A 16354-nucleotide genomic window follows, 5' to 3' on the forward strand; every position below is an offset into this window, starting at 1 on the left:
TCAGCCGGGGCTCGCCCCGGCCGTGCGAGCGAGCGAAACCTAGCGCAGGCCGCGCTGGGATTCGTCGAGTTCGCGGATGTATTTGAAGATTTTGCGTGACGAGGCCGGGGCTTTTTCCTGCGCCGCTTCATGCTGGGCATGGCGGATCAGCCCACGCAGGTGTTGACGGTCGGCTTCGGGGTATTCGGCAACGAATTTCTCCAGCACCTCGTCATTACCGGCGATCAGGCGATCACGCCAGCGCTCGAGATTGTGGAAGCGTTCGTTGTACTGGCGCGTGGAAGCGTCGAGCTGATCGAGTAGCGTCAGGATTGCTTCAATGTCCTGGTCGCGCATCAGCTTGCCGATGAACTGCATATGGCGCTTCTTCGCGGCATTGGCGGTGTGCTTGGGGGATTCTTCCAGCGCACGACGCAGGCCGTCGGTCAGCGGCAGCTTGTTCTGCAGATCGGGCTTGAGGGCGGCGAGACGTTGGCCAAGGTCCTGCAGGGCGTGGAATTCACGCTTGATCTGGGTTTTGCTCTTCTCGCCGGAGAAGTCGTCGAGGTAATCAGACATTTTGCGGTGATCCAATGGGAAACGCCGCCATGATAGCAGCAAGTTTCTTGCCGCATGCGCGACCCGAGTCGTTGCCGCTGCGGCCAATGTTCAGGAGTCGTTATGAGTGAAGTGGAAGTAGTCGGACCAGGCGCGCTAGCGGGCCTGCAGGCACAGGTCGAACAGATTCTCGCCGAGGCCAAGAAGCAGGGCGCCAGTGCCTGTGAAGTGGCGGTGTCGGTGGAGCAGGGGCTGTCTACCACGGTGCGCCAGCGTGAGGTGGAGACGGTCGAGTTCAACCGCGATCAGGGGTTCGGCATCACCCTGTACGTCGGCCAGCGCAAGGGCTCGGCCAGCACATCGGCCACCGGCGATGCGGCGATCCGCGAGACCGTGGCGGCCGCCCTGGCCATCGCCAAGCATGCCTCCGAAGACGAAAGCGCCGGCCTCGCCGACGCCGCGCTGATGGCCCGCGATCTGCCCGAACTGGACCTGTATCACGCCTGGGACATAACCCCGGAGCAAGCCATCGAGCGCGCGCTGGTGTGCGAGGCTGCGGCGTTCGAGGCCGATTCACGCATCCGCAATGCCGACGGCACCAGCTTGGGCACCCATCAGGGCTGCCGCATATACGGCAACAGCCACGGCTTCATTGGTGGTTACGCCAGCACCCGGCACAGCCTCAGCTGCGTGATGATTGCCGAAAGCGATGGGCAGATGCAGCGCGACTACTGGTACGACGTGAACCGCCAAGGCGAGCTGCTGGCTGATGCTGCAAGCATCGGTCGCCGCGCGGCGCAACGTGCGGTCAGCCGCCTTGGTGCCCGTCCGGTGCCGACCTGCGAAGTGCCGGTGCTGTTCTCTGCAGAACTGGCGACCGGGCTGTTCGGCAGCTTCCTTGGTGCCATCTCCGGTGGTGCGCTGTACCGCAAGTCGTCATTCCTCGAAGGCTCCCTGGGTGAGCAGCTGTTTCCGTCCTGGCTCAACCTCGACGAGCGGCCGCACATTCCTCGTGCCATGGGCAGCGCCGCGTTCGATGGCGATGGCCTGGCCACCTACGCAAAGCCCTTCGTCGAGGGTGGCCGGCTGGTTTCCTACATCCTCGGAACCTACGCCGGGCGCAAGCTGGGCATGCCCAGCACCGCCAACGCAGGCGGTGTGCACAACCTGTTCGTCAGCCATGGTGATGAAGACCAGCAGGCGCTGATCAAGCGCATGGGCCGCGGCCTGCTGGTTACCGAGTTGATGGGGCATGGCCTGAACATGGTTACCGGTGACTATTCGCGTGGCGCCGGTGGCTACTGGGTGGAAAACGGCGAGATCCAGTTTGCCGTGCAGGAGGTGACCATCGCCGGCAACCTGCGTGACATGCTCAGGCAGATCGTCGCGGTCGGCAGCGATCTGGAACTGCGGAGCAACATTCGCACCGGCTCGGTGCTGATCGAAAAGATGACAGTCGCGGGTAGTTGAAGTATCCGGGCGCCAATCGGCGCCCGTTCTTTCGGGGCAGCCACGCAAGGTGGCGCTATGTCGCGCTTTTTCGTGAACTCCGTATTTTCAGAAAATTGTCGCCTTTTCCCCTGTTCTTGACCGGTTTTCGCCGATTTTTCTGCATTTCACTGAGCGCATGTCTTCAAGCGTGACCAGGGTTGCCGAGGATGGATGGCGCTTCCATTTACTGCGGTATTGATTATTCTTTCTGTTTAGGAATTAATATTATTATCTTCTGAAAGGTGAGCCATGAGATTTCGCTCGAGCACTACGCCCTGTCCGGATTGCTGGCACTGGCTGGGTTTTCGAATTCGCTGCGCCCTGCTTCCGGATGAGCCGCGGCTGCTCGAGCTCCACTGGTCGCAAGGCCGGCAGTTGGTCGAGCATGGCCGCCTGTGCCCCTGGCGGATGTCGCTGACGACCCTCAGCCTGCTCATGGATACCGCCTGCGACACCGCGCTGCCCTGGCACTGGCGCAGCCTGTGTCTGGACCATACCTATCGCTCCCTCTACGCGCTGCAGCACCTGGCGGTCGAACGTGATCAGCAGCATAGCCTGAACCGCGTTCGCAATCGTCTGGCCGGCCTGCGCCTGCAGCCGTCACTTTCTATCGCCGAATTGGCAGAAGGAAATCCTTATGAATAACACCCGTATTGAACGCGACAGCATGGGCGAACTGGCGGTTCCCGCCGAGGCCCTGTTTGGCGCCCAGACCCAGCGCGCGGTCAACAACTTCCCAGTGTCCGGCCTGGCCATGCCGAAAGCCTTCATTCGCGCGCTGGTGTTGGCCAAGGCCGCCGCCGCCCGCGCCAACGTCGACCTGGAACAGATTCTGCCTGCCCAGGGCGACGCCATCGTCTCGGCATGTCAGCAACTGCTGGCCGAAGACTTCATGCAGCATTTTCCGGTGGACGTGTTCCAGACCGGGTCCGGCACCAGCTCGAACATGAATGCCAACGAGGTGATCGCCACCCTGGCCACGCGCGTTCTCGGCGAGCCGGTCAACCCCAACGACCACGTCAACTGCGGGCAGAGTAGCAACGACATCATTCCAACCACCATCCACGTCAGCGCGGCGATCGAGGTGAGCGAACGCCTGTTGCCGGCCCTGGGTCACCTGCTCAAGGTGCTGTGCGAGAAGTCGCTCGAGGTCCAGCCCTATGTGAAGACCGGGCGCACCCACCTGATGGACGCCATGCCCGTGCGCATGAGTCAGGTGCTCGACGGCTGGGCGCAGCAGATCCAGGGCAATATCCAGCTGCTCAGCAGCCTCCTGCCGGCGCTGCAGGCCCTCGCCCAGGGTGGCACCGCGGTCGGCACGGGCATCAATGCCCATCCACGCTTTTCCGAACTGTTCTGTCAGGAGCTCAATGCGCTGACCGGACGGCAGTTCACGCCTGGCAGCAACTTCTTTGCCCTGATCGGCTCGCAGGACACCGCCGTGGCGCTTTCCGGGCAACTCAAGACCACCGCGGTGTCGCTGATGAAAATCGCCAACGATCTGCGCTGGATGAACTCCGGGCCGCTGGCCGGCCTCGGCGAAATCGAACTCGAAGCGCTGCAGCCTGGCTCCTCGATCATGCCGGGCAAGGTCAATCCGGTGATCCCGGAAGCGACGGCGATGGTCGCCGCGCAGGTGATCGGCAACGACGCTGCGATAGCGGTGGCTGGCCAGTCCGGCAATTTCGAGCTGAACGTGATGTTGCCGGTGATAGCTCACAACCTGCTCGGCAGCATCGAGTTGCTGACCAACGTCAGCCATCTGTTGGCGGACCGTGCCATCGCCAGCTTCAAGGTCAATGAGCCCAAGCTGAGGGAAGCGCTGGGCCGCAACCCGATTCTGGTTACGGCACTGAACCCGCTGATCGGCTACCAGAAGGCCGCGGAAATCGCCAAGAAGGCTTATCGGGAAGGCCGGCCGATCATCGATGTAGCCGAAGAAATGACCGAGCTGGGGCGCGCCGAACTGGAGCAATTGCTCAACCCCGAGCGGCTCACCGAAGGCGGCCTGTAACGCCGGTCATTGCAACGTTTGCCAAGGCACGGGGGCACACTCATGGAGCAGTGGAAACGACTCGTCGAGGCTGGTAACCGCTACTTCAACGAAGGCGCGTGGGTCGAGGCGCGTGAGCAGTACCTGCAGGCGCTGGCCCTGGTGCAGGTGCTGTTCGAGCGCTGGCGGGATGCCGATACCGCGGTGGCGGCGCTCGTCGTGTCCCAGCACAACCTGGCCGACCTGCAGGTGACGATCGGCCACCCGGAGGAGGCGGCCGAGCACCTTTGCGCGTGCCATGAATACCTGTTGCGCTGCGTGAGCAGCGAACAGCTGACGCCAGCCCTGCGCCAGGCTGCACTGAATCACAGCAGACACACCTACGTCAGTCTGTTGAACTTTGTGGCCGAGCACGGGGCCTACCCCCGTACAGATCGAGTGCTGGGTGCCCATGCGCCTGGCGATGCATCACCGACAGCACGCTCGGCGTCTGTCATTCGTCAGTACCATTAGAAGGAGTGAAACCATGCCGTATAGCCTGCCTGCTCTGCCTTACGCCTACGATGCCCTGGAGCCGCACATCGATGCGCAAACCATGGAGATCCATCACAGCAAGCACCACCAGACCTACGTCAACAACCTCAACGCGGCACTCGAAGGCAATTCGCTTGGCGAGCTGCCAGTCGAAGAGCTGCTGACCCGCCTCAAGGAAGTACCCGAGGACAAGCGTGGTGCGGTCATCAACAACGGTGGTGGGCATGCTAACCACTCGCTGTTCTGGACGGTGATGAGCACCAACGGCGGTGGCGAACCCCAGGGTGAACTGAAAGCTGCGATTGACAGCCAGCTCGGTGGCCTGGAAGCGTTCAAGGAAGCCTTCACCAAGGCTGCATTGACCCGTTTCGGCAGCGGCTGGGCCTGGCTCAGCGTAACGCCGCAGAAGAAGCTGGTGGTCGAAAGCACCGGTAACCAGGACAGCCCGTTGATGAATGGCAATACGCCGATTCTCGGCCTGGACGTTTGGGAGCACGCGTACTACCTGCGTTATCAGAACCGCCGTCCGGAGTACATCGGCGCATTCTACAATGTCGTCGACTGGGCCGAAGTGGCGCGTCGTTACCAGGCTGCCCTGGCCTGAGCGATGCAGCGCAATCGACCCGGATTACGCATGGGCCCGTTTCACGGGTTCATCGTCGCCAATCGTCGTTGGTTGCGTTACGCGCTGGGTGTGATGCTGCTCTTCGTGGGCGTGATCGTTCTTGCCTCGAAGTTTCAGGCCTGGATATGAGAAGGGCCGGCAATTGCCGGCCCTTCTTCATGTATGCAGGCTGAAATCCCGCGCGCTACCCTTCCTGCGCCCAGCCTTCATTCGCCCTCGTCGAAGTAGTTGTTGATCAGGTCGACAAGCGCCTGCAGTGCTTCCTCGTCCCGCTCGCCGTCGGTGTGCAGGTGCACCGGAGTACCTTTGCCTGCAGCCAGCATCATCACCGCCATGATGCTTTTGCCGTCGACCAGACTCTGCGGGTCGCGACCGATTTTCACCTGGCACGGGAAGCGCCCCGCCACGCCGACGAACTTGGCGGCCGCGCGTGCGTGCAAACCGAGTTTGTTGATGATGGTGATTTCACGGGCAGGCATCGCGGCTGTTCCTTAACTGAGGTCGCGGTGGCGGATCTGAACATTCTTCAGCAGTGGCTTGAGGGCGTTGCCCAGACGGTTGGCGAGGTAGACCGAGCGATGATGGCCGCCGGTACAGCCTATCGCGACCGTAACGTAGGAGCGATTGCTGGCGGCAAAACGCGGCAACCACTTATGCAGGTAGGCAAAGATATCCTGGTACATGTCCTCGACATCGGCCTGGGCTGCCAGGTACTCCTCGACAGGCTGCTCGAGGCCGGTGAAATCACGCAGCTCGGGTTTCCAGTAGGGGTTGGGCAGGCAGCGCACGTCGAACACCAGGTCGGCGTCGACCGGCATGCCGCGCTTGAAGCCAAAGGATTCGATCAGGTAGGCGGTTCCCGGCTCCGGCTGGTTGAGCAGGCGCAGCTTGAGCGTGTCGCGCAACTGGTAGAGGTTGAGGTGGGTGGTGTCGATCTTCAGGTCGGCACGGTCGATGATCGGCGTCAGCAGCTTGGTTTCGGCGCTCATCGCTTCGGCCAGCGAACGTTGTTCGTTGGTCAGCGGATGACGCCTGCGGGTTTCCGAAAAGCGCTTGAGCAGGGTTTCTTCGCTGGCATCGAGGTACAGCACATCGCAGTGGATGTTGCGACCTCGCACCTCGTCGAGCAATTCGGAAAAACGCTTCAGCTGGCTGGGCAGGTTGCGCGCATCGATCGATACCGCCACCTGCGGGTGCAACAGCTCGGTATGCAACAACGCACGTTCCGCCAACTCGGGCAGCAGGCCGGCGGGGAGGTTGTCGATGCAATAGAAACCGTTGTCCTCGAGCACGTCGAGGGCTGTGCTCTTGCCCGAGCCGGAACGGCCACTGACGATGATCAGGCGCATGGGCTCATCCTGTGGGGCTAGTGGCCGTTCTGCACGTTCACGACGGTCTGGTACAGGGAGGCGCTGTCCTGGGCCTGGCGAAGTTGCTCACGAACTTCTTCACGGTCGAACATGCTCGCAATCTGACGCAGCAGCTCGAGGTGCTCGTCGGTCGCTGCCTCAGGAACCAGCAGGACGAACAGCAGATCGACGGGAGCGCCGTCGATGGCGTCGAAGTCGACCGCGGTGCTCAACTTGAGCAAGGCGCTGATGGGGGTGGTGCAGCCAGGCAGGCGGCAGTGCGGGATGGCGATGCCATTGCCAAAGCCGGTCGACCCCAGTTTCTCCCGGGCGACGAGGCTTTCATAGATGATCTGGCCATCGAGATCGGGCAGGTCACGCGCGATCACGGCGGCAATCTGTTCGAGTACACGCTTCTTGCTGCCGCCCGGCACGTTCACGAGGGAACGGCCGGGGGTCAGTATGTTTTCAAGTCGGATCATAGGAGAAGGACGAGGTCAGCGGGCCATTGCACCCTGCTGACGGTCGAGCTGTTTTTCCTTGTGCTTGATGAGTTGGCGGTCGAGTTTGTCGGTCAGTAGATCAATGGCTGCATACATGTCGTCGTGCTCGGCGTTGGCGACCACTTCGCCTCCGGCAATGTGCAAGGTCGCTTCGACCTTCTGCTTGAGCTTCTCGACCTCCAGGATGACCTGCACGTTGGTGATCTTGTCGAAGTGCCGCTCGAGGCGTCCGAGTTTCTCCTCGATGTAGCTGCGTAGTGCGTCTGTCACATCCAGCTGGTGCCCACTGATGTTGACTTGCATACCGCTTCTCCTTGTTGCCGTGTGTGAGTGGCAGGTTGGAGAACCTGCCACAGGAACACTGGGGCTTGCTACGCGGTACCTCTAAAAACTACCTACGTTGCCATCTGCGTCAAAAACAGACTCAAATGCTCATTTACAGCTCGTAAACTGCGCTTTTCGCCTGTTTTTTCCTTGCGCTAACTGCCTCGCCAACGTCTTTAGAGATACCGCTACAAGGGCACCTTACATCAGTCGCTTGCGTTCGCTCGAAGGTGCTATACCGAGCGATTCACGGTACTTGGCGACTGTTCGGCGCGCCACTTGAATGCCCTGTGCTTCCAGTAAACCAGCGATCTTGCTATCGCTCAATGGCTTTTTCGCATTTTCCGCCGCGACCAGTTTCTTGATGATCGCGCGGATGGCGGTGGAAGAACATTCACCGCCTTCGGAGGTGCTCACATGGCTGGAGAAGAAATACTTCAGCTCGTAAATACCACGCGGGGTGTGCATGTACTTTTGCGTGGTGACGCGTGAAATGGTCGACTCGTGCATGCCCACCGCCTCGGCGATGTCGTGCAGCACGAGCGGCTTCATGGCCTCGTCGCCGTAGTCGAGGAAACCACGCTGATGCTCGACGATCTGCGTAGCGACCTTCATCAGGGTTTCGTTGCGGCTCTGCAGGCTCTTGATGAACCAGCGTGCTTCCTGCAACTGATTGCGCATGAAGGTGTTGTCGGCGCTGGAGTCGGCGCGTTTGACGAAGCCGGCGTACTGGGCATTGACGCGCAGGCGCGGCATGGCTTCCTGGTTGAGCTCCACCAGCCAGCGGTCGTTGTGTTTGCGCACGATGACGTCAGGCACCACGTACTCGGGCTCGCTGGATTCGATCTGCGAGCCGGGCCGCGGGTTGAGGCTCTGGATCAGCTCGATGACCGGGCGCAGCTCATCTTCCTTGAGCTTCATGCGGCGCATCAGCTGGCTGTAATCGCGGCCGCCGAGAAGGTCGAGGTAATCGCTGGTCAGGCGCAGGGCTTCGCTCAGCCATGGCGTGCTGGAAGGCAACTGGCGCAGTTGCAGCAGCAGGCATTCACGCAGGTCGCGCGCCGCGATGCCCGAGGGCTCGAACTGCTGGATGCGGTGCAGCACCGCCTCGACCTCGTCGAGCTCGACATCGAGTTCGGGGTCGAAGGCATCGGTAATTTCTTCGAGCGTCTCTTCCAGGTAGCCCTGACCATTGATGCAATCAATCAGGGTCACGGCGATCAGGCGATCCTTGTCCGACATCGGTGCCAGGTTGAGCTGCCAGAGCATGTGGCTCTGCAGGCTTTCCCCTGCCGAGGTGCGGGTGGTGAAGTCCCATTCGTCGTCGTCGCTGCTTGGCAGGCTGCTGGCGCTGGTCTGGTAGACGTCTTCCCAGGCGGTGTCGACAGGCAGCTCGCTGGGAATGCGTTCGCCCCATTCGCCTTCTTCCAGGTTGTCGACGGTCTGCGTATTTTCCTGGAAGGTCGGTTCCTGAAACTTTTCTTCCTGGGCGGCGGCGGTCGTGGCGCTTTCTGCGCCATCGGCCATGGGGTCCGAATTGTCGAAGTCGTCGCCTTCCTCCTGACGCTCGAGCATCGGGTTGGACTCCAGCGCCTCCTGGATTTCCTGTTGAAGGTCCAGGGTCGACAATTGGAGCAGGCGAATGGCTTGTTGCAGCTGCGGTGTCATCGTCAGCTGCTGGCCCATTTTCAGGACTAGCGATGGTTTCATTGCAGACCTTATCCGGCGTCTGTGCGCAATCGACGGCATGGCGACAAAGCGCCACTATAAAGCAAATTATATGCCTGAACCCGAGCGCTTTGCCTAGGGGCTGTTACCATTTCGTCACACCGATACGGCGGCGATGGTAGCTGGCTCCAGCAGGCGCTCATCGATGGGGAAGCCTGTCACAGACGGAATTCGTGGCCCAGATAGACTTCCTTGACCACCTGATTGGCGAGGATGGCGGCGGAGTCACCTTCGGCGATCAGTTGCCCGTCGCTGACGATATAGGCGGTTTCGCAGATATCCAGGGTTTCACGCACGTTGTGATCGGTGATCAGTACGCCGATGCCCTTGGCCTTGAGGTGATGGATGATCTGCTTGATGTCGCCAACGGAGATCGGGTCGACACCGGCAAAGGGTTCATCGAGCAGAATGAATTTCGGCGAGGTGGCAAGCGCCCGGGCGATTTCCACGCGGCGGCGTTCACCGCCGGACAGGCTCATGCCCAGGTTGTCGCGGATGTGCGTGATGTGGAATTCCTGCAGCAGGCTCTCGAGTTCCTGCAGCCGCTGGTCGCGGTTCAGGTCCTTGCGCGTCTCCAGGATGGCCATGATGTTATCGGCGACGCTGAGCTTGCGGAAGATTGAGGCTTCCTGCGGCAGGTAGCCGATCCCGGCGCGAGCACGGCCGTGCATGGGTTGGTGGCTGATGTCCAGATCGTCGATCAGTACCCGACCCTGGTCAGCCTGAACCAGGCCCACGATCATGTAGAAGCAGGTGGTCTTGCCTGCGCCGTTGGGGCCTAGCAGGCCGACGATCTGTCCGCTGTCGATGCTCAGGCTGACGTCGCGCACGACCTGGCGGCCCTTGTAGCTCTTGGCCAGATGCTGGGCTTTCAAGGTGGCCATGGTTATTGGCCCTGCTCGGCTGCGGGTTTTTTCTGCGGCTGGATCACCATGTCGATGCGCGGGCGCGGGCTCGACACGTTGGTGCCTGTGGCGCGGCCGGCGTTGACGATCTGGCGGCGCGTGTCGTAGACGATCTTCTCGCCTTCGAAGGTATTGCCTTCCTGCACGACCTTGGCCTGGTCGATCAGCACGATGCGCTCATTGGCCGCGAAGTACTGGATGGTCAGGCCATAGGCCTTGACGATCTGCTTGTCGGCCGCTGGCTGCTGCTCGTAATAGGCCGGCTTGCCGACCGACGTGAACACGTCGATATCGCCCTGGGCGTTCTGGGTGATGGTGACGGTGTCGCCGGTGATCTTCAGGGTGCCCTGGGTGATCACCACGTCGCCGCGGTACACCGCCACGCCTTGCTTGTCGTCCAGTTCGGCGCTGTCGGCCTGCACGCGGATCGGCTGATCGCGATCGCTCGGCAGAGCCCAGGCGCTTGCGCTTCCTAGCGTTGCGCCGAGGCTGAGAAGTAGGGGGAGGGTTTTAACGAACCTCATGCTGGCCTCTTACGTTGGACTGCAGGAGCATCCTGCCGTCATTCAAGTACGCTTTCATTCCTTGTGCCGTGGTCACCCCGTTGGCTGCGTCGATTCTAACGGCTTGCTCGGTCTGCGCATATTCCTTCTGCGGGAATACGGTCAGGCGGCTGGTGGTGAGTATAGTGGGGCGGCCTTTTTCGTCGGTGCGCTCCACGCGTACCTGGTCGATCAGTTCGACCTGATCGCCATCGGGGCCGACTTCGCCGCGCGCGCTGCGTACCTTCCAGGGAAACTCGGTGCCGCGAAAGAGGTTCATGCGCGGCTCGGTGAGCATCGTCACATCGGTGCTCTGCACATGCTCGAGGCGGTCACTGGTGATATCGCTCTGTACCTTGCCGTCCGGCAGGTACTGCACGCTACGGGCGTTGATGGCGTAGAAATCGATCGGGTTGTCCGGGCCTGTCTGCTGGGGGCGGCCGGAAAAGCTGTCCGGGTTGATGTTCCAGTAGCCTGCGGCGACCAGCAGCAGGGCGCCAAGGATCAGCAGGACGGGAGTGATGAATTTGCGCAGCATCGGCAGGCCCTAGAGGTAGGCGGACTGGGCGGCTTCGAGAGTGCCCTGGCCACGCATGATGAGTTCGCAGAATTCGCGCGCCGCACCTTCGCCGCCGCGGGCCTGGGTGACGCCGTGGGCGTGTTCGCGGACGAAGTCGTTGGCGCTGGCGACCGCCATGCCCAGGCCGACCCGGCGAATCACCGGCAGGTCGGGCAGGTCATCGCCCAGGTACGCGACCTGCTGGTAGTCCAGGCCGAGCTCGGCGAGCAGTTCGTCGAGCACGTCGAGTTTGTCTTCGCGGCCCTGGTACAGGTGCTGGATGCCGAGGTTCTGTGCGCGGCGCTCGACGACCGGAGTCTTGCGGCCGCTGATGATGGCGGTGCGCACGCCCGAGTTGATGAGCATCTTGATGCCCTGGCCGTCCAGGGTGTTGAAGGTCTTGAACTCGCTGCCGTCGACCAGAAAGTACAGCTTGCCGTCGGTGAGCACGCCATCCACATCGAAGATGGCCAGTTTGATGGCGCGCGTGCGCTGTAGCAGTTCGTTCATCACATTACCCCCGCACGCAGCAGGTCGCCAAGGTTGAAGGCGCCTACCGGGTAGCCATTCGAGTCGACCACCACCAGGGCGCTGATCTTGTTGTCTTCCATTATCTTCAGGGCCTCGGCGGCAAGCATGTCGGCGCGGGCGGTCTTGCCGCGCGGGGTCATGACGTCGTCGATGCGCGCGTCACGCACGTCGATGCCCTTGTCCAGGGCGCGGCGCAGGTCGCCATCGGTGAATACACCGGCCAGGCGGCCGTCTTCTTCGAGCACGGCGGTCATGCCCAGGCCTTTCTGGGTCATTTCCAGCAGCGCATCGCGCAGCCCGGTACCACGCTTGACCTGCGGCAGGCTGGCGCCGGCGTGCATGACGTTCTCGACCTTGAGCAGCAGGCGCCGGCCGAGGGCGCCGCCCGGGTGCGAGAAGGCAAAGTCTTCGGCGGTGAAGCCGCGGGCTTCCAGCAGGGCGATGGCCAGTGCGTCACCGAGCACCAGTGAAGCGGTGGTCGAGGAGGTCGGCGCCAGATTGAGCGGGCAGGCTTCCTTGGCGACGCGGGTGTCGAGGTTCACCTCGGCGGCCTTGGACAGCGGCGACTCCGGGTTGCCGGTCATGCTGATCAGGGTGATGCCGAGGCGTTTGATGAGCGGCAGCAGGGTGACGATCTCGGCCGTGGAGCCCGAGTTGGAGAGTGCGAGCACCACATCTTCACGGGTGATCATGCCCATGTCGCCATGGCTGGCTTCGGCCGGGTGAACGAAAAAGGCGGTGGTGCCGGTGCTCGCCAGGGTCGCCGCGATCTTGTTGCCGATGTGCCCGGATTTGCCCATCCCTACCACGACCACGCGACCCTTGCTGGCCAGGATAAGCTCGCAGGCCTTGACGAAATTGGCGTCGATGCGAGGCAGCAGCTCCTGTACCGCCTCGATCTCGAGGCGGATGGTGCGTTGGGCGGAATCAATAAGGTCGCGGGTCTGGTTCATGCTCGGCTTGGGCTGCTGGACGAAAAAGACAGGGATTATAGCGGGAAAGGCCACCGGACTCACCATTCATGCTGCGCCTGCGAAATGGTAAAACTGTCACATACCTGAACGTGCGCGCCGCTTGGCTTTGGCGGGCCATAGTGCAAATGCTATAGTCCGCAGCCAATTTTCGGCCCGTATGACTGATGGTCGTGCCCTTATCCCCATGCACGGCGTCTATTAGGAAGGCTGTACGCAATGGAGTTCCGATGAGCGCCGAAAATCAGTACGCGGTCGAACTGAGAAACGTGAGTTTCCAGCGCGGCGCGCGTCATATCTTCAAGAATGTCGACATCTGCATCCCGCGGGGCAAGGTCACCGGGATCATGGGGCCCTCGGGCTGCGGCAAGACCACCCTGTTGCGGCTGATCGCCGCCGAGTTGCGCCCCAGTGCCGGGGAAATCCACGTCAATGGCCTGAACCTGCCCGATCTGTCGCGCAGCGAGCTGTTCGACATGCGCAAGCAGATGGGCGTGCTGTTTCAGAGTGGCGCGCTGTTCACCGACCTCGATGTGTTCGAAAACGTGGCCTTCCCGCTGCGTGTGCATACCCAGCTTCCCGAAGAAATGATTCGTGACATTGTTCTGATGAAGCTGCAGGCGGTTGGCTTGCGTGGGGCCATCGAATTGATGCCCGATGAGCTCTCCGGCGGCATGAAGCGACGGGTCGCGCTGGCCAGGGCGATCGCCCTGGACCCGCAGATCCTCATGTACGACGAGCCGTTCGTCGGGCAGGACCCGATCGCCATGGGCGTGCTGGTGCGCCTGATCCGTCTGCTCAACGACGCGCTGGGCATCACCAGTATCGTGGTGTCTCACGATCTGGCCGAGACCGCGAGCATTGCCGACTACATCTATGTGGTGGGCGACAGCCAGGTGTTGGGCCAGGGAACGCCGGCCGAGCTGCGTGACTCGGATAATCCACGAGTGCGTCAATTCATGCAGGGCACACCGGACGGACCGGTACCTTTCCATTTTCAAGCGCCTAGCTACCACGACGATCTATTGGGAGGGCGCTGATGCGCAGGACATCTTCACTCGAGCGCGTGCGCCTGTTCGGGCGTGCGGGCATCGATGTGGTCGCCGCGCTGGGGCGTTCGACGATCTTTCTGTTGCGCGCGCTGTTCGGGCGCGGCACATCGGGCAATTCGCTGCAACTGCTGATCAAGCAGCTGTATTCGGTTGGCGTGCTATCGCTGGCCATCATCATCGTCTCCGGGCTGTTCATCGGCATGGTGCTGTCGCTGCAGGGCTTCAGCATCCTCGCCAAGTACGGCTCCGAGCAGGCGGTGGGGCAAATGGTGGCGCTGACCCTGCTGCGTGAGCTGGGGCCGGTGGTCACGGCGCTGCTGTTCGCCGGGCGCGCCGGATCGGCGCTGACGGCCGAGATCGGCAACATGAAATCCACCGAGCAGTTGTCGAGCCTGGCGATGATCGGCGTCGACCCGCTCAAGCACATCGTCGCACCGCGGCTGTGGGCCGGGTTCATTTCCATGCCACTGCTGACCATGATCTTCAGCGTGGTGGGCATCTGGGGCGGCGCGATGGTCGCCGTCGACTGGCTGGGCGTTTACGAGGGCTCGTTCTGGGCCAATATGCAAAACAGTGTTTCGTTCCGCGAAGACGTACTCAACGGGATAATCAAAAGCCTGGTCTTCGCTTTCGTCGTCACCTGGATCGCCGTGTTTCAGGGATACGACTGCGAGCCGACTTCGGAAGGCATCAGCCGCGCCACCACCCGTACGGTGGTGTACGCCTCGCTGGCCGTTTTGGGGCTGGATTTCATTCTGACCGCTTTGATGTTTGGAGATTTCTGATGCAAAACCGCACGATGGAAATCGGTGTCGGCCTGTTCCTCCTCGCCGGCTTGCTGGCCCTGCTGCTGCTGGCGCTGCGGGTCAGTGGTCTGGCCCCTGGCAGTGCCGTGGATACTTACAAGGTGTATGCGCACTTCGACAATATCGCCGGGCTCACCATGCGTGCCAAGGTGACCATGGCGGGCGTCAGCATCGGCCGTGTGACGGCCATCGATCTGGACCGCGACAGCTACACCGGGCGCGTAACGATGGAACTTGATGGCAATGTCGACAATCTTCCGGTGGACTCCACCGCGTCGATCCTGACCGCAGGGCTGCTCGGTGAAAAGTACGTGGGCATCAGCGTTGGCGGCGACGAAGAGCTGCTGGCCGATGGTGGAACCATTCACGACACCCAGTCTTCTCTGGTGCTCGAAGACCTGATTGGCAAGTTCCTGCTCAATTCGGTCAACCGGGATCAGGACAGCCAATGAGGTACCCGACGATGATCAAGACCGTGCGCAACAGCCTAGTCGCTCTGCTGGCCAGCTTGCCGCTGCTCGCCCTGGCCGCACCCGCCGCCCACGAGGTCGTGCGGGAAACCACCGATACGCTGCTGGCCGACCTCAAGGCCAACAAGGACGAATACCGCAAGAACCCGGATGCCTTCTACAACTCGCTCAACGAGATCCTCGGGCCGGTGGTGGATGTCGACGGCGTGTCGCGCAGCGTGATGACGGTGCGCTACTCGCGTGACGCCACGCCCGAGCAGATGGCCCGCTTCCAGGAAAACTTCAAGCGCAGCCTGATGCAGTTCTATGGCAACGCGCTGCTCGAATACAACAATCAGGACATCCGCGTGATCCCGGCGTCCGGCAAGCAGGATCCGCAGCGCACCTCGGTGAACATGGAAATCCGCGACGGCAAGGGCACGGTCTACCCGCTGTCGTACACCATGGTCGCCATGGACGGTACCTGGAAATTGCGCAACGTGGTGATCAACGGCATCAACGTCGGCAAGCTGTTCCGCGACCAGTTCGCCCAGTCTATGCAGACCAACCGCAACGACCTCGACAAGGTTATCGACACCTGGGCCGACACCGTGGCACGGGCCCGTCAGGCGCGGGGTACGTCGTGAGTTCGTCAGCGATCGTCGAACAGGCGCCGGGTCTGCTGGCGCTTTGCGGTGTGCTCGACTACCAGAGTGGCCCCGCGTTGCGCGAGCAGGGCGGCCGGCTGATTCGCGACACCCGGGGTGATGCCTGTGTGGTGGATTGTTCGGCAGTGGAGAAGTCCAGCAGCGTCGGCCTGTCCCTGCTGCTGTGCTACACCCGAGACGCCCGGGCTGCGGGCAAGGTGCTGAGCATTCGCAACCTGCCGCAGGACATGAGTGGGATCGCCAAGGTGTGCGAATTGCACCACGTGCTGCCCCTGCAAGCCTGAAGGCGCCGTCGGCCAGTTGGCGCTTCGGCTCGGGCCGCGGCCTTTGGCGACACTGACCACGCCGAAAATTGCTCCCGGCAAATTTTTGGTATGATGCCTGCCCCCATGTCTACAGGCGCTTGCCGAGGCCGCAGGCGGATCGTGTGGCCAGCATCGTAGCTGCCCGACCTCCGCGCAATGTCCGGCAAACGCAGTAAACAGGCGCTGCTCTGCGGCGTTTACGCTTATTGAATACGTTGATCGAGGTTGAGCATGCAGGCCCTTGAGGTAAAAAGTTTCTTGGAGACCCAACTGCCGGATGTTCAGGTGGAGGTCGAGGGCGAAGGCTGCAATTTTCAGCTCAACCTGATCAGCGATGAGCTGGCGGGCCTCAGCCCGGTCAAGCGTCAACAGCAAGTCTACGCTCACCTCAATCCCTGGATCGCCGATGGCAGTATCCACGCCGTGAGCATGAAATTCTTCAGCCGTGCCGATTGGGCCGCGCGCTCCTGAGACGACGAATT

At 61.8% G+C, this 16354-nt stretch carries 22 protein-coding genes; 11 read left to right on the plus strand and 11 right to left on the minus strand.

What is annotated here, in order from left to right; all coding sequences use genetic code 11:
* Nucleotides 1-39 precede the first annotated feature (39 nt).
* Entirely contained in the window at nt 40-558 is a 519-nt protein-coding gene (gene yjgA, locus ACZ0AV_RS17960; protein WP_499152288.1) for a ribosome biogenesis factor YjgA, read from the minus strand.
* Nucleotides 559-660: 102 nt separating this feature from the next.
* Here yjgA and pmbA point away from each other — a divergent pair, with 102 nt between their 5' ends.
* The 5 genes from pmbA (at nt 661) to ACZ0AV_RS17985 (ending at nt 5159) form a co-directional block, all read left to right on the plus strand.
* The gene (gene pmbA, locus ACZ0AV_RS17965; protein WP_499152289.1) at nt 661-2007 is read left to right on the plus strand and encodes a metalloprotease PmbA; all 1347 of its coding nucleotides are present in this window, start codon (nt 661-663) and stop codon (nt 2005-2007) included.
* Nucleotides 2008-2277: 270 nt separating this feature from the next.
* Complete coding sequence (locus tag ACZ0AV_RS17970) at nt 2278-2673, plus strand: FagA protein (RefSeq protein WP_499152290.1); 396 nt, start codon at nt 2278-2280, stop codon at nt 2671-2673.
* Nucleotides 2666-4042 (plus strand): class II fumarate hydratase FumC, encoded by a 1377-nt coding sequence (gene fumC, locus ACZ0AV_RS17975; RefSeq protein WP_499152291.1) that lies wholly within the window; start codon nt 2666-2668, stop codon nt 4040-4042. The genes ACZ0AV_RS17970 and fumC overlap by 8 nt, the downstream gene beginning before the upstream one ends.
* 42 nt (nt 4043-4084) lie before the next feature.
* Nucleotides 4085-4534, plus strand: a complete 450-nt coding sequence (locus ACZ0AV_RS17980) for a DUF2753 family protein (protein ID WP_499152292.1) — start codon at nt 4085-4087, stop codon at nt 4532-4534.
* 13 nt (nt 4535-4547) lie between these two features.
* Entirely contained in the window at nt 4548-5159 is a 612-nt protein-coding gene (locus ACZ0AV_RS17985) for a superoxide dismutase (protein WP_499152293.1), read from the plus strand.
* A gap of 227 nt (nt 5160-5386) precedes the next feature.
* Here the strand turns inward: ACZ0AV_RS17985 and ACZ0AV_RS17990 are convergent, their stop codons facing one another.
* From ACZ0AV_RS17990 to ACZ0AV_RS18035, 10 genes are all read right to left on the minus strand, one after another.
* The gene (locus ACZ0AV_RS17990; RefSeq protein WP_499152294.1) at nt 5387-5659 is read right to left on the minus strand and encodes an HPr family phosphocarrier protein; all 273 of its coding nucleotides are present in this window, start codon (nt 5657-5659) and stop codon (nt 5387-5389) included.
* Between the two features lie 12 nt (nt 5660-5671).
* Nucleotides 5672-6529 (minus strand): RNase adapter RapZ, encoded by an 858-nt coding sequence (gene rapZ, locus ACZ0AV_RS17995; protein ID WP_499152295.1) that lies wholly within the window; start codon nt 6527-6529, stop codon nt 5672-5674.
* A 17-nt stretch (nt 6530-6546) separates the two neighbouring features.
* Nucleotides 6547-7011: a PTS IIA-like nitrogen regulatory protein PtsN gene (gene ptsN, locus ACZ0AV_RS18000; RefSeq protein WP_499152296.1), complete on the minus strand. Its 465-nt coding sequence runs from the start codon at nt 7009-7011 to the stop codon at nt 6547-6549.
* 15 nt (nt 7012-7026) lie between these two features.
* Entirely contained in the window at nt 7027-7335 is a 309-nt protein-coding gene (gene hpf, locus ACZ0AV_RS18005; protein ID WP_074881400.1) for a ribosome hibernation-promoting factor, HPF/YfiA family, read from the minus strand.
* A gap of 222 nt (nt 7336-7557) precedes the next feature.
* Entirely contained in the window at nt 7558-9066 is a 1509-nt protein-coding gene (locus ACZ0AV_RS18010; protein ID WP_499152297.1) for an RNA polymerase factor sigma-54, read from the minus strand.
* Nucleotides 9067-9242: 176 nt separating this feature from the next.
* Entirely contained in the window at nt 9243-9968 is a 726-nt protein-coding gene (gene lptB / locus ACZ0AV_RS18015; protein ID WP_499152298.1) for an LPS export ABC transporter ATP-binding protein, read from the minus strand.
* A 2-nt stretch (nt 9969-9970) separates the two neighbouring features.
* Nucleotides 9971-10513 carry a lipopolysaccharide transport periplasmic protein LptA gene (lptA, locus tag ACZ0AV_RS18020; protein WP_499152299.1) on the minus strand — a complete coding sequence of 181 codons (543 nt, stop codon included), beginning with the start codon at nt 10511-10513 and terminating at the stop codon, nt 9971-9973.
* On the minus strand, nt 10500-11069 hold the full coding sequence (gene lptC, locus ACZ0AV_RS18025) for an LPS export ABC transporter periplasmic protein LptC (protein WP_499152300.1): 570 nt from the start codon (nt 11067-11069) through the stop codon (nt 10500-10502). The genes lptA and lptC overlap by 14 nt, the downstream gene beginning before the upstream one ends.
* 9 nt (nt 11070-11078) lie before the next feature.
* Nucleotides 11079-11600 carry a KdsC family phosphatase gene (locus ACZ0AV_RS18030; protein ID WP_499152301.1) on the minus strand — a complete coding sequence of 174 codons (522 nt, stop codon included), beginning with the start codon at nt 11598-11600 and terminating at the stop codon, nt 11079-11081.
* A complete protein-coding gene (locus ACZ0AV_RS18035) occupies nt 11600-12574 on the minus strand; it encodes a KpsF/GutQ family sugar-phosphate isomerase (RefSeq protein WP_499152302.1) in 975 nt (324 codons plus the stop codon). Before ACZ0AV_RS18035 ends, ACZ0AV_RS18030 begins: the two co-directional genes overlap by 1 nt.
* Before the next feature lie 248 nt (nt 12575-12822).
* On the opposite strand from ACZ0AV_RS18035, the gene ACZ0AV_RS18040 reads away from it, so the two are divergent.
* The 6 genes from ACZ0AV_RS18040 (at nt 12823) to ACZ0AV_RS18065 (ending at nt 16343) form a co-directional block, all read left to right on the plus strand.
* On the plus strand, nt 12823-13632 hold the full coding sequence (locus ACZ0AV_RS18040; RefSeq protein WP_499152303.1) for an ATP-binding cassette domain-containing protein: 810 nt from the start codon (nt 12823-12825) through the stop codon (nt 13630-13632).
* A complete protein-coding gene (gene mlaE / locus ACZ0AV_RS18045; protein WP_499152304.1) occupies nt 13632-14429 on the plus strand; it encodes a lipid asymmetry maintenance ABC transporter permease subunit MlaE in 798 nt (265 codons plus the stop codon). The genes ACZ0AV_RS18040 and mlaE overlap by 1 nt, the downstream gene beginning before the upstream one ends.
* A complete protein-coding gene (gene mlaD, locus ACZ0AV_RS18050; RefSeq protein ID WP_499152305.1) occupies nt 14429-14902 on the plus strand; it encodes an outer membrane lipid asymmetry maintenance protein MlaD in 474 nt (157 codons plus the stop codon). Before mlaE ends, mlaD begins: the two co-directional genes overlap by 1 nt.
* An 11-nt stretch (nt 14903-14913) precedes the next feature.
* Nucleotides 14914-15546, plus strand: coding sequence for an MlaC/ttg2D family ABC transporter substrate-binding protein (locus tag ACZ0AV_RS18055; protein ID WP_499153389.1), 633 nt, complete (start codon nt 14914-14916; stop codon nt 15544-15546).
* On the plus strand, nt 15543-15851 hold the full coding sequence (locus ACZ0AV_RS18060; protein WP_499152306.1) for an STAS domain-containing protein: 309 nt from the start codon (nt 15543-15545) through the stop codon (nt 15849-15851). The genes ACZ0AV_RS18055 and ACZ0AV_RS18060 overlap by 4 nt, the downstream gene beginning before the upstream one ends.
* Nucleotides 15852-16103: 252 nt before the next feature.
* A complete protein-coding gene (locus ACZ0AV_RS18065; RefSeq protein WP_499152307.1) occupies nt 16104-16343 on the plus strand; it encodes a BolA family protein in 240 nt (79 codons plus the stop codon).
* Nucleotides 16344-16354 lie beyond the last annotated feature (11 nt).

The sequence above is a fragment of the Pseudomonas sp. AC532 genome (assembly GCF_979258965.1).

Bases quoted from the DNA above. Each gene is read 5' to 3' on its own strand.
- yjgA (WP_499152288.1), bottom strand. From the start codon at position 558: ATGTCTGATTACCTCGACGACTTCTCCGGCGAGAAGAGCAAAACCCAG.
- pmbA (WP_499152289.1), top strand. From the start codon at position 661: ATGAGTGAAGTGGAAGTAGTCGGACCAGGCGCGCTAGCGGGCCTGCAG.
- ACZ0AV_RS17970 (WP_499152290.1), top strand. From the start codon at position 2,278: ATGAGATTTCGCTCGAGCACTACGCCCTGTCCGGATTGCTGGCACTGG.
- fumC (WP_499152291.1), top strand. From the start codon at position 2,666: ATGAATAACACCCGTATTGAACGCGACAGCATGGGCGAACTGGCGGTT.
- ACZ0AV_RS17980 (WP_499152292.1), top strand. From the start codon at position 4,085: ATGGAGCAGTGGAAACGACTCGTCGAGGCTGGTAACCGCTACTTCAAC.
- ACZ0AV_RS17985 (WP_499152293.1), top strand. From the start codon at position 4,548: ATGCCGTATAGCCTGCCTGCTCTGCCTTACGCCTACGATGCCCTGGAG.
- ACZ0AV_RS17990 (WP_499152294.1), bottom strand. From the start codon at position 5,659: ATGCCTGCCCGTGAAATCACCATCATCAACAAACTCGGTTTGCACGCA.
- rapZ (WP_499152295.1), bottom strand. From the start codon at position 6,529: ATGCGCCTGATCATCGTCAGTGGCCGTTCCGGCTCGGGCAAGAGCACA.
- ptsN (WP_499152296.1), bottom strand. From the start codon at position 7,011: ATGATCCGACTTGAAAACATACTGACCCCCGGCCGTTCCCTCGTGAAC.
- hpf (WP_074881400.1), bottom strand. From the start codon at position 7,335: ATGCAAGTCAACATCAGTGGGCACCAGCTGGATGTGACAGACGCACTA.
- ACZ0AV_RS18010 (WP_499152297.1), bottom strand. From the start codon at position 9,066: ATGAAACCATCGCTAGTCCTGAAAATGGGCCAGCAGCTGACGATGACA.
- lptB (WP_499152298.1), bottom strand. From the start codon at position 9,968: ATGGCCACCTTGAAAGCCCAGCATCTGGCCAAGAGCTACAAGGGCCGC.
- lptA (WP_499152299.1), bottom strand. From the start codon at position 10,513: ATGAGGTTCGTTAAAACCCTCCCCCTACTTCTCAGCCTCGGCGCAACG.
- lptC (WP_499152300.1), bottom strand. From the start codon at position 11,069: ATGCTGCGCAAATTCATCACTCCCGTCCTGCTGATCCTTGGCGCCCTG.
- ACZ0AV_RS18030 (WP_499152301.1), bottom strand. From the start codon at position 11,600: ATGAACGAACTGCTACAGCGCACGCGCGCCATCAAACTGGCCATCTTC.
- ACZ0AV_RS18035 (WP_499152302.1), bottom strand. From the start codon at position 12,574: ATGAACCAGACCCGCGACCTTATTGATTCCGCCCAACGCACCATCCGC.
- ACZ0AV_RS18040 (WP_499152303.1), top strand. From the start codon at position 12,823: ATGAGCGCCGAAAATCAGTACGCGGTCGAACTGAGAAACGTGAGTTTC.
- mlaE (WP_499152304.1), top strand. From the start codon at position 13,632: ATGCGCAGGACATCTTCACTCGAGCGCGTGCGCCTGTTCGGGCGTGCG.
- mlaD (WP_499152305.1), top strand. From the start codon at position 14,429: ATGCAAAACCGCACGATGGAAATCGGTGTCGGCCTGTTCCTCCTCGCC.
- ACZ0AV_RS18055 (WP_499153389.1), top strand. From the start codon at position 14,914: ATGATCAAGACCGTGCGCAACAGCCTAGTCGCTCTGCTGGCCAGCTTG.
- ACZ0AV_RS18065 (WP_499152307.1), top strand. From the start codon at position 16,104: ATGCAGGCCCTTGAGGTAAAAAGTTTCTTGGAGACCCAACTGCCGGAT.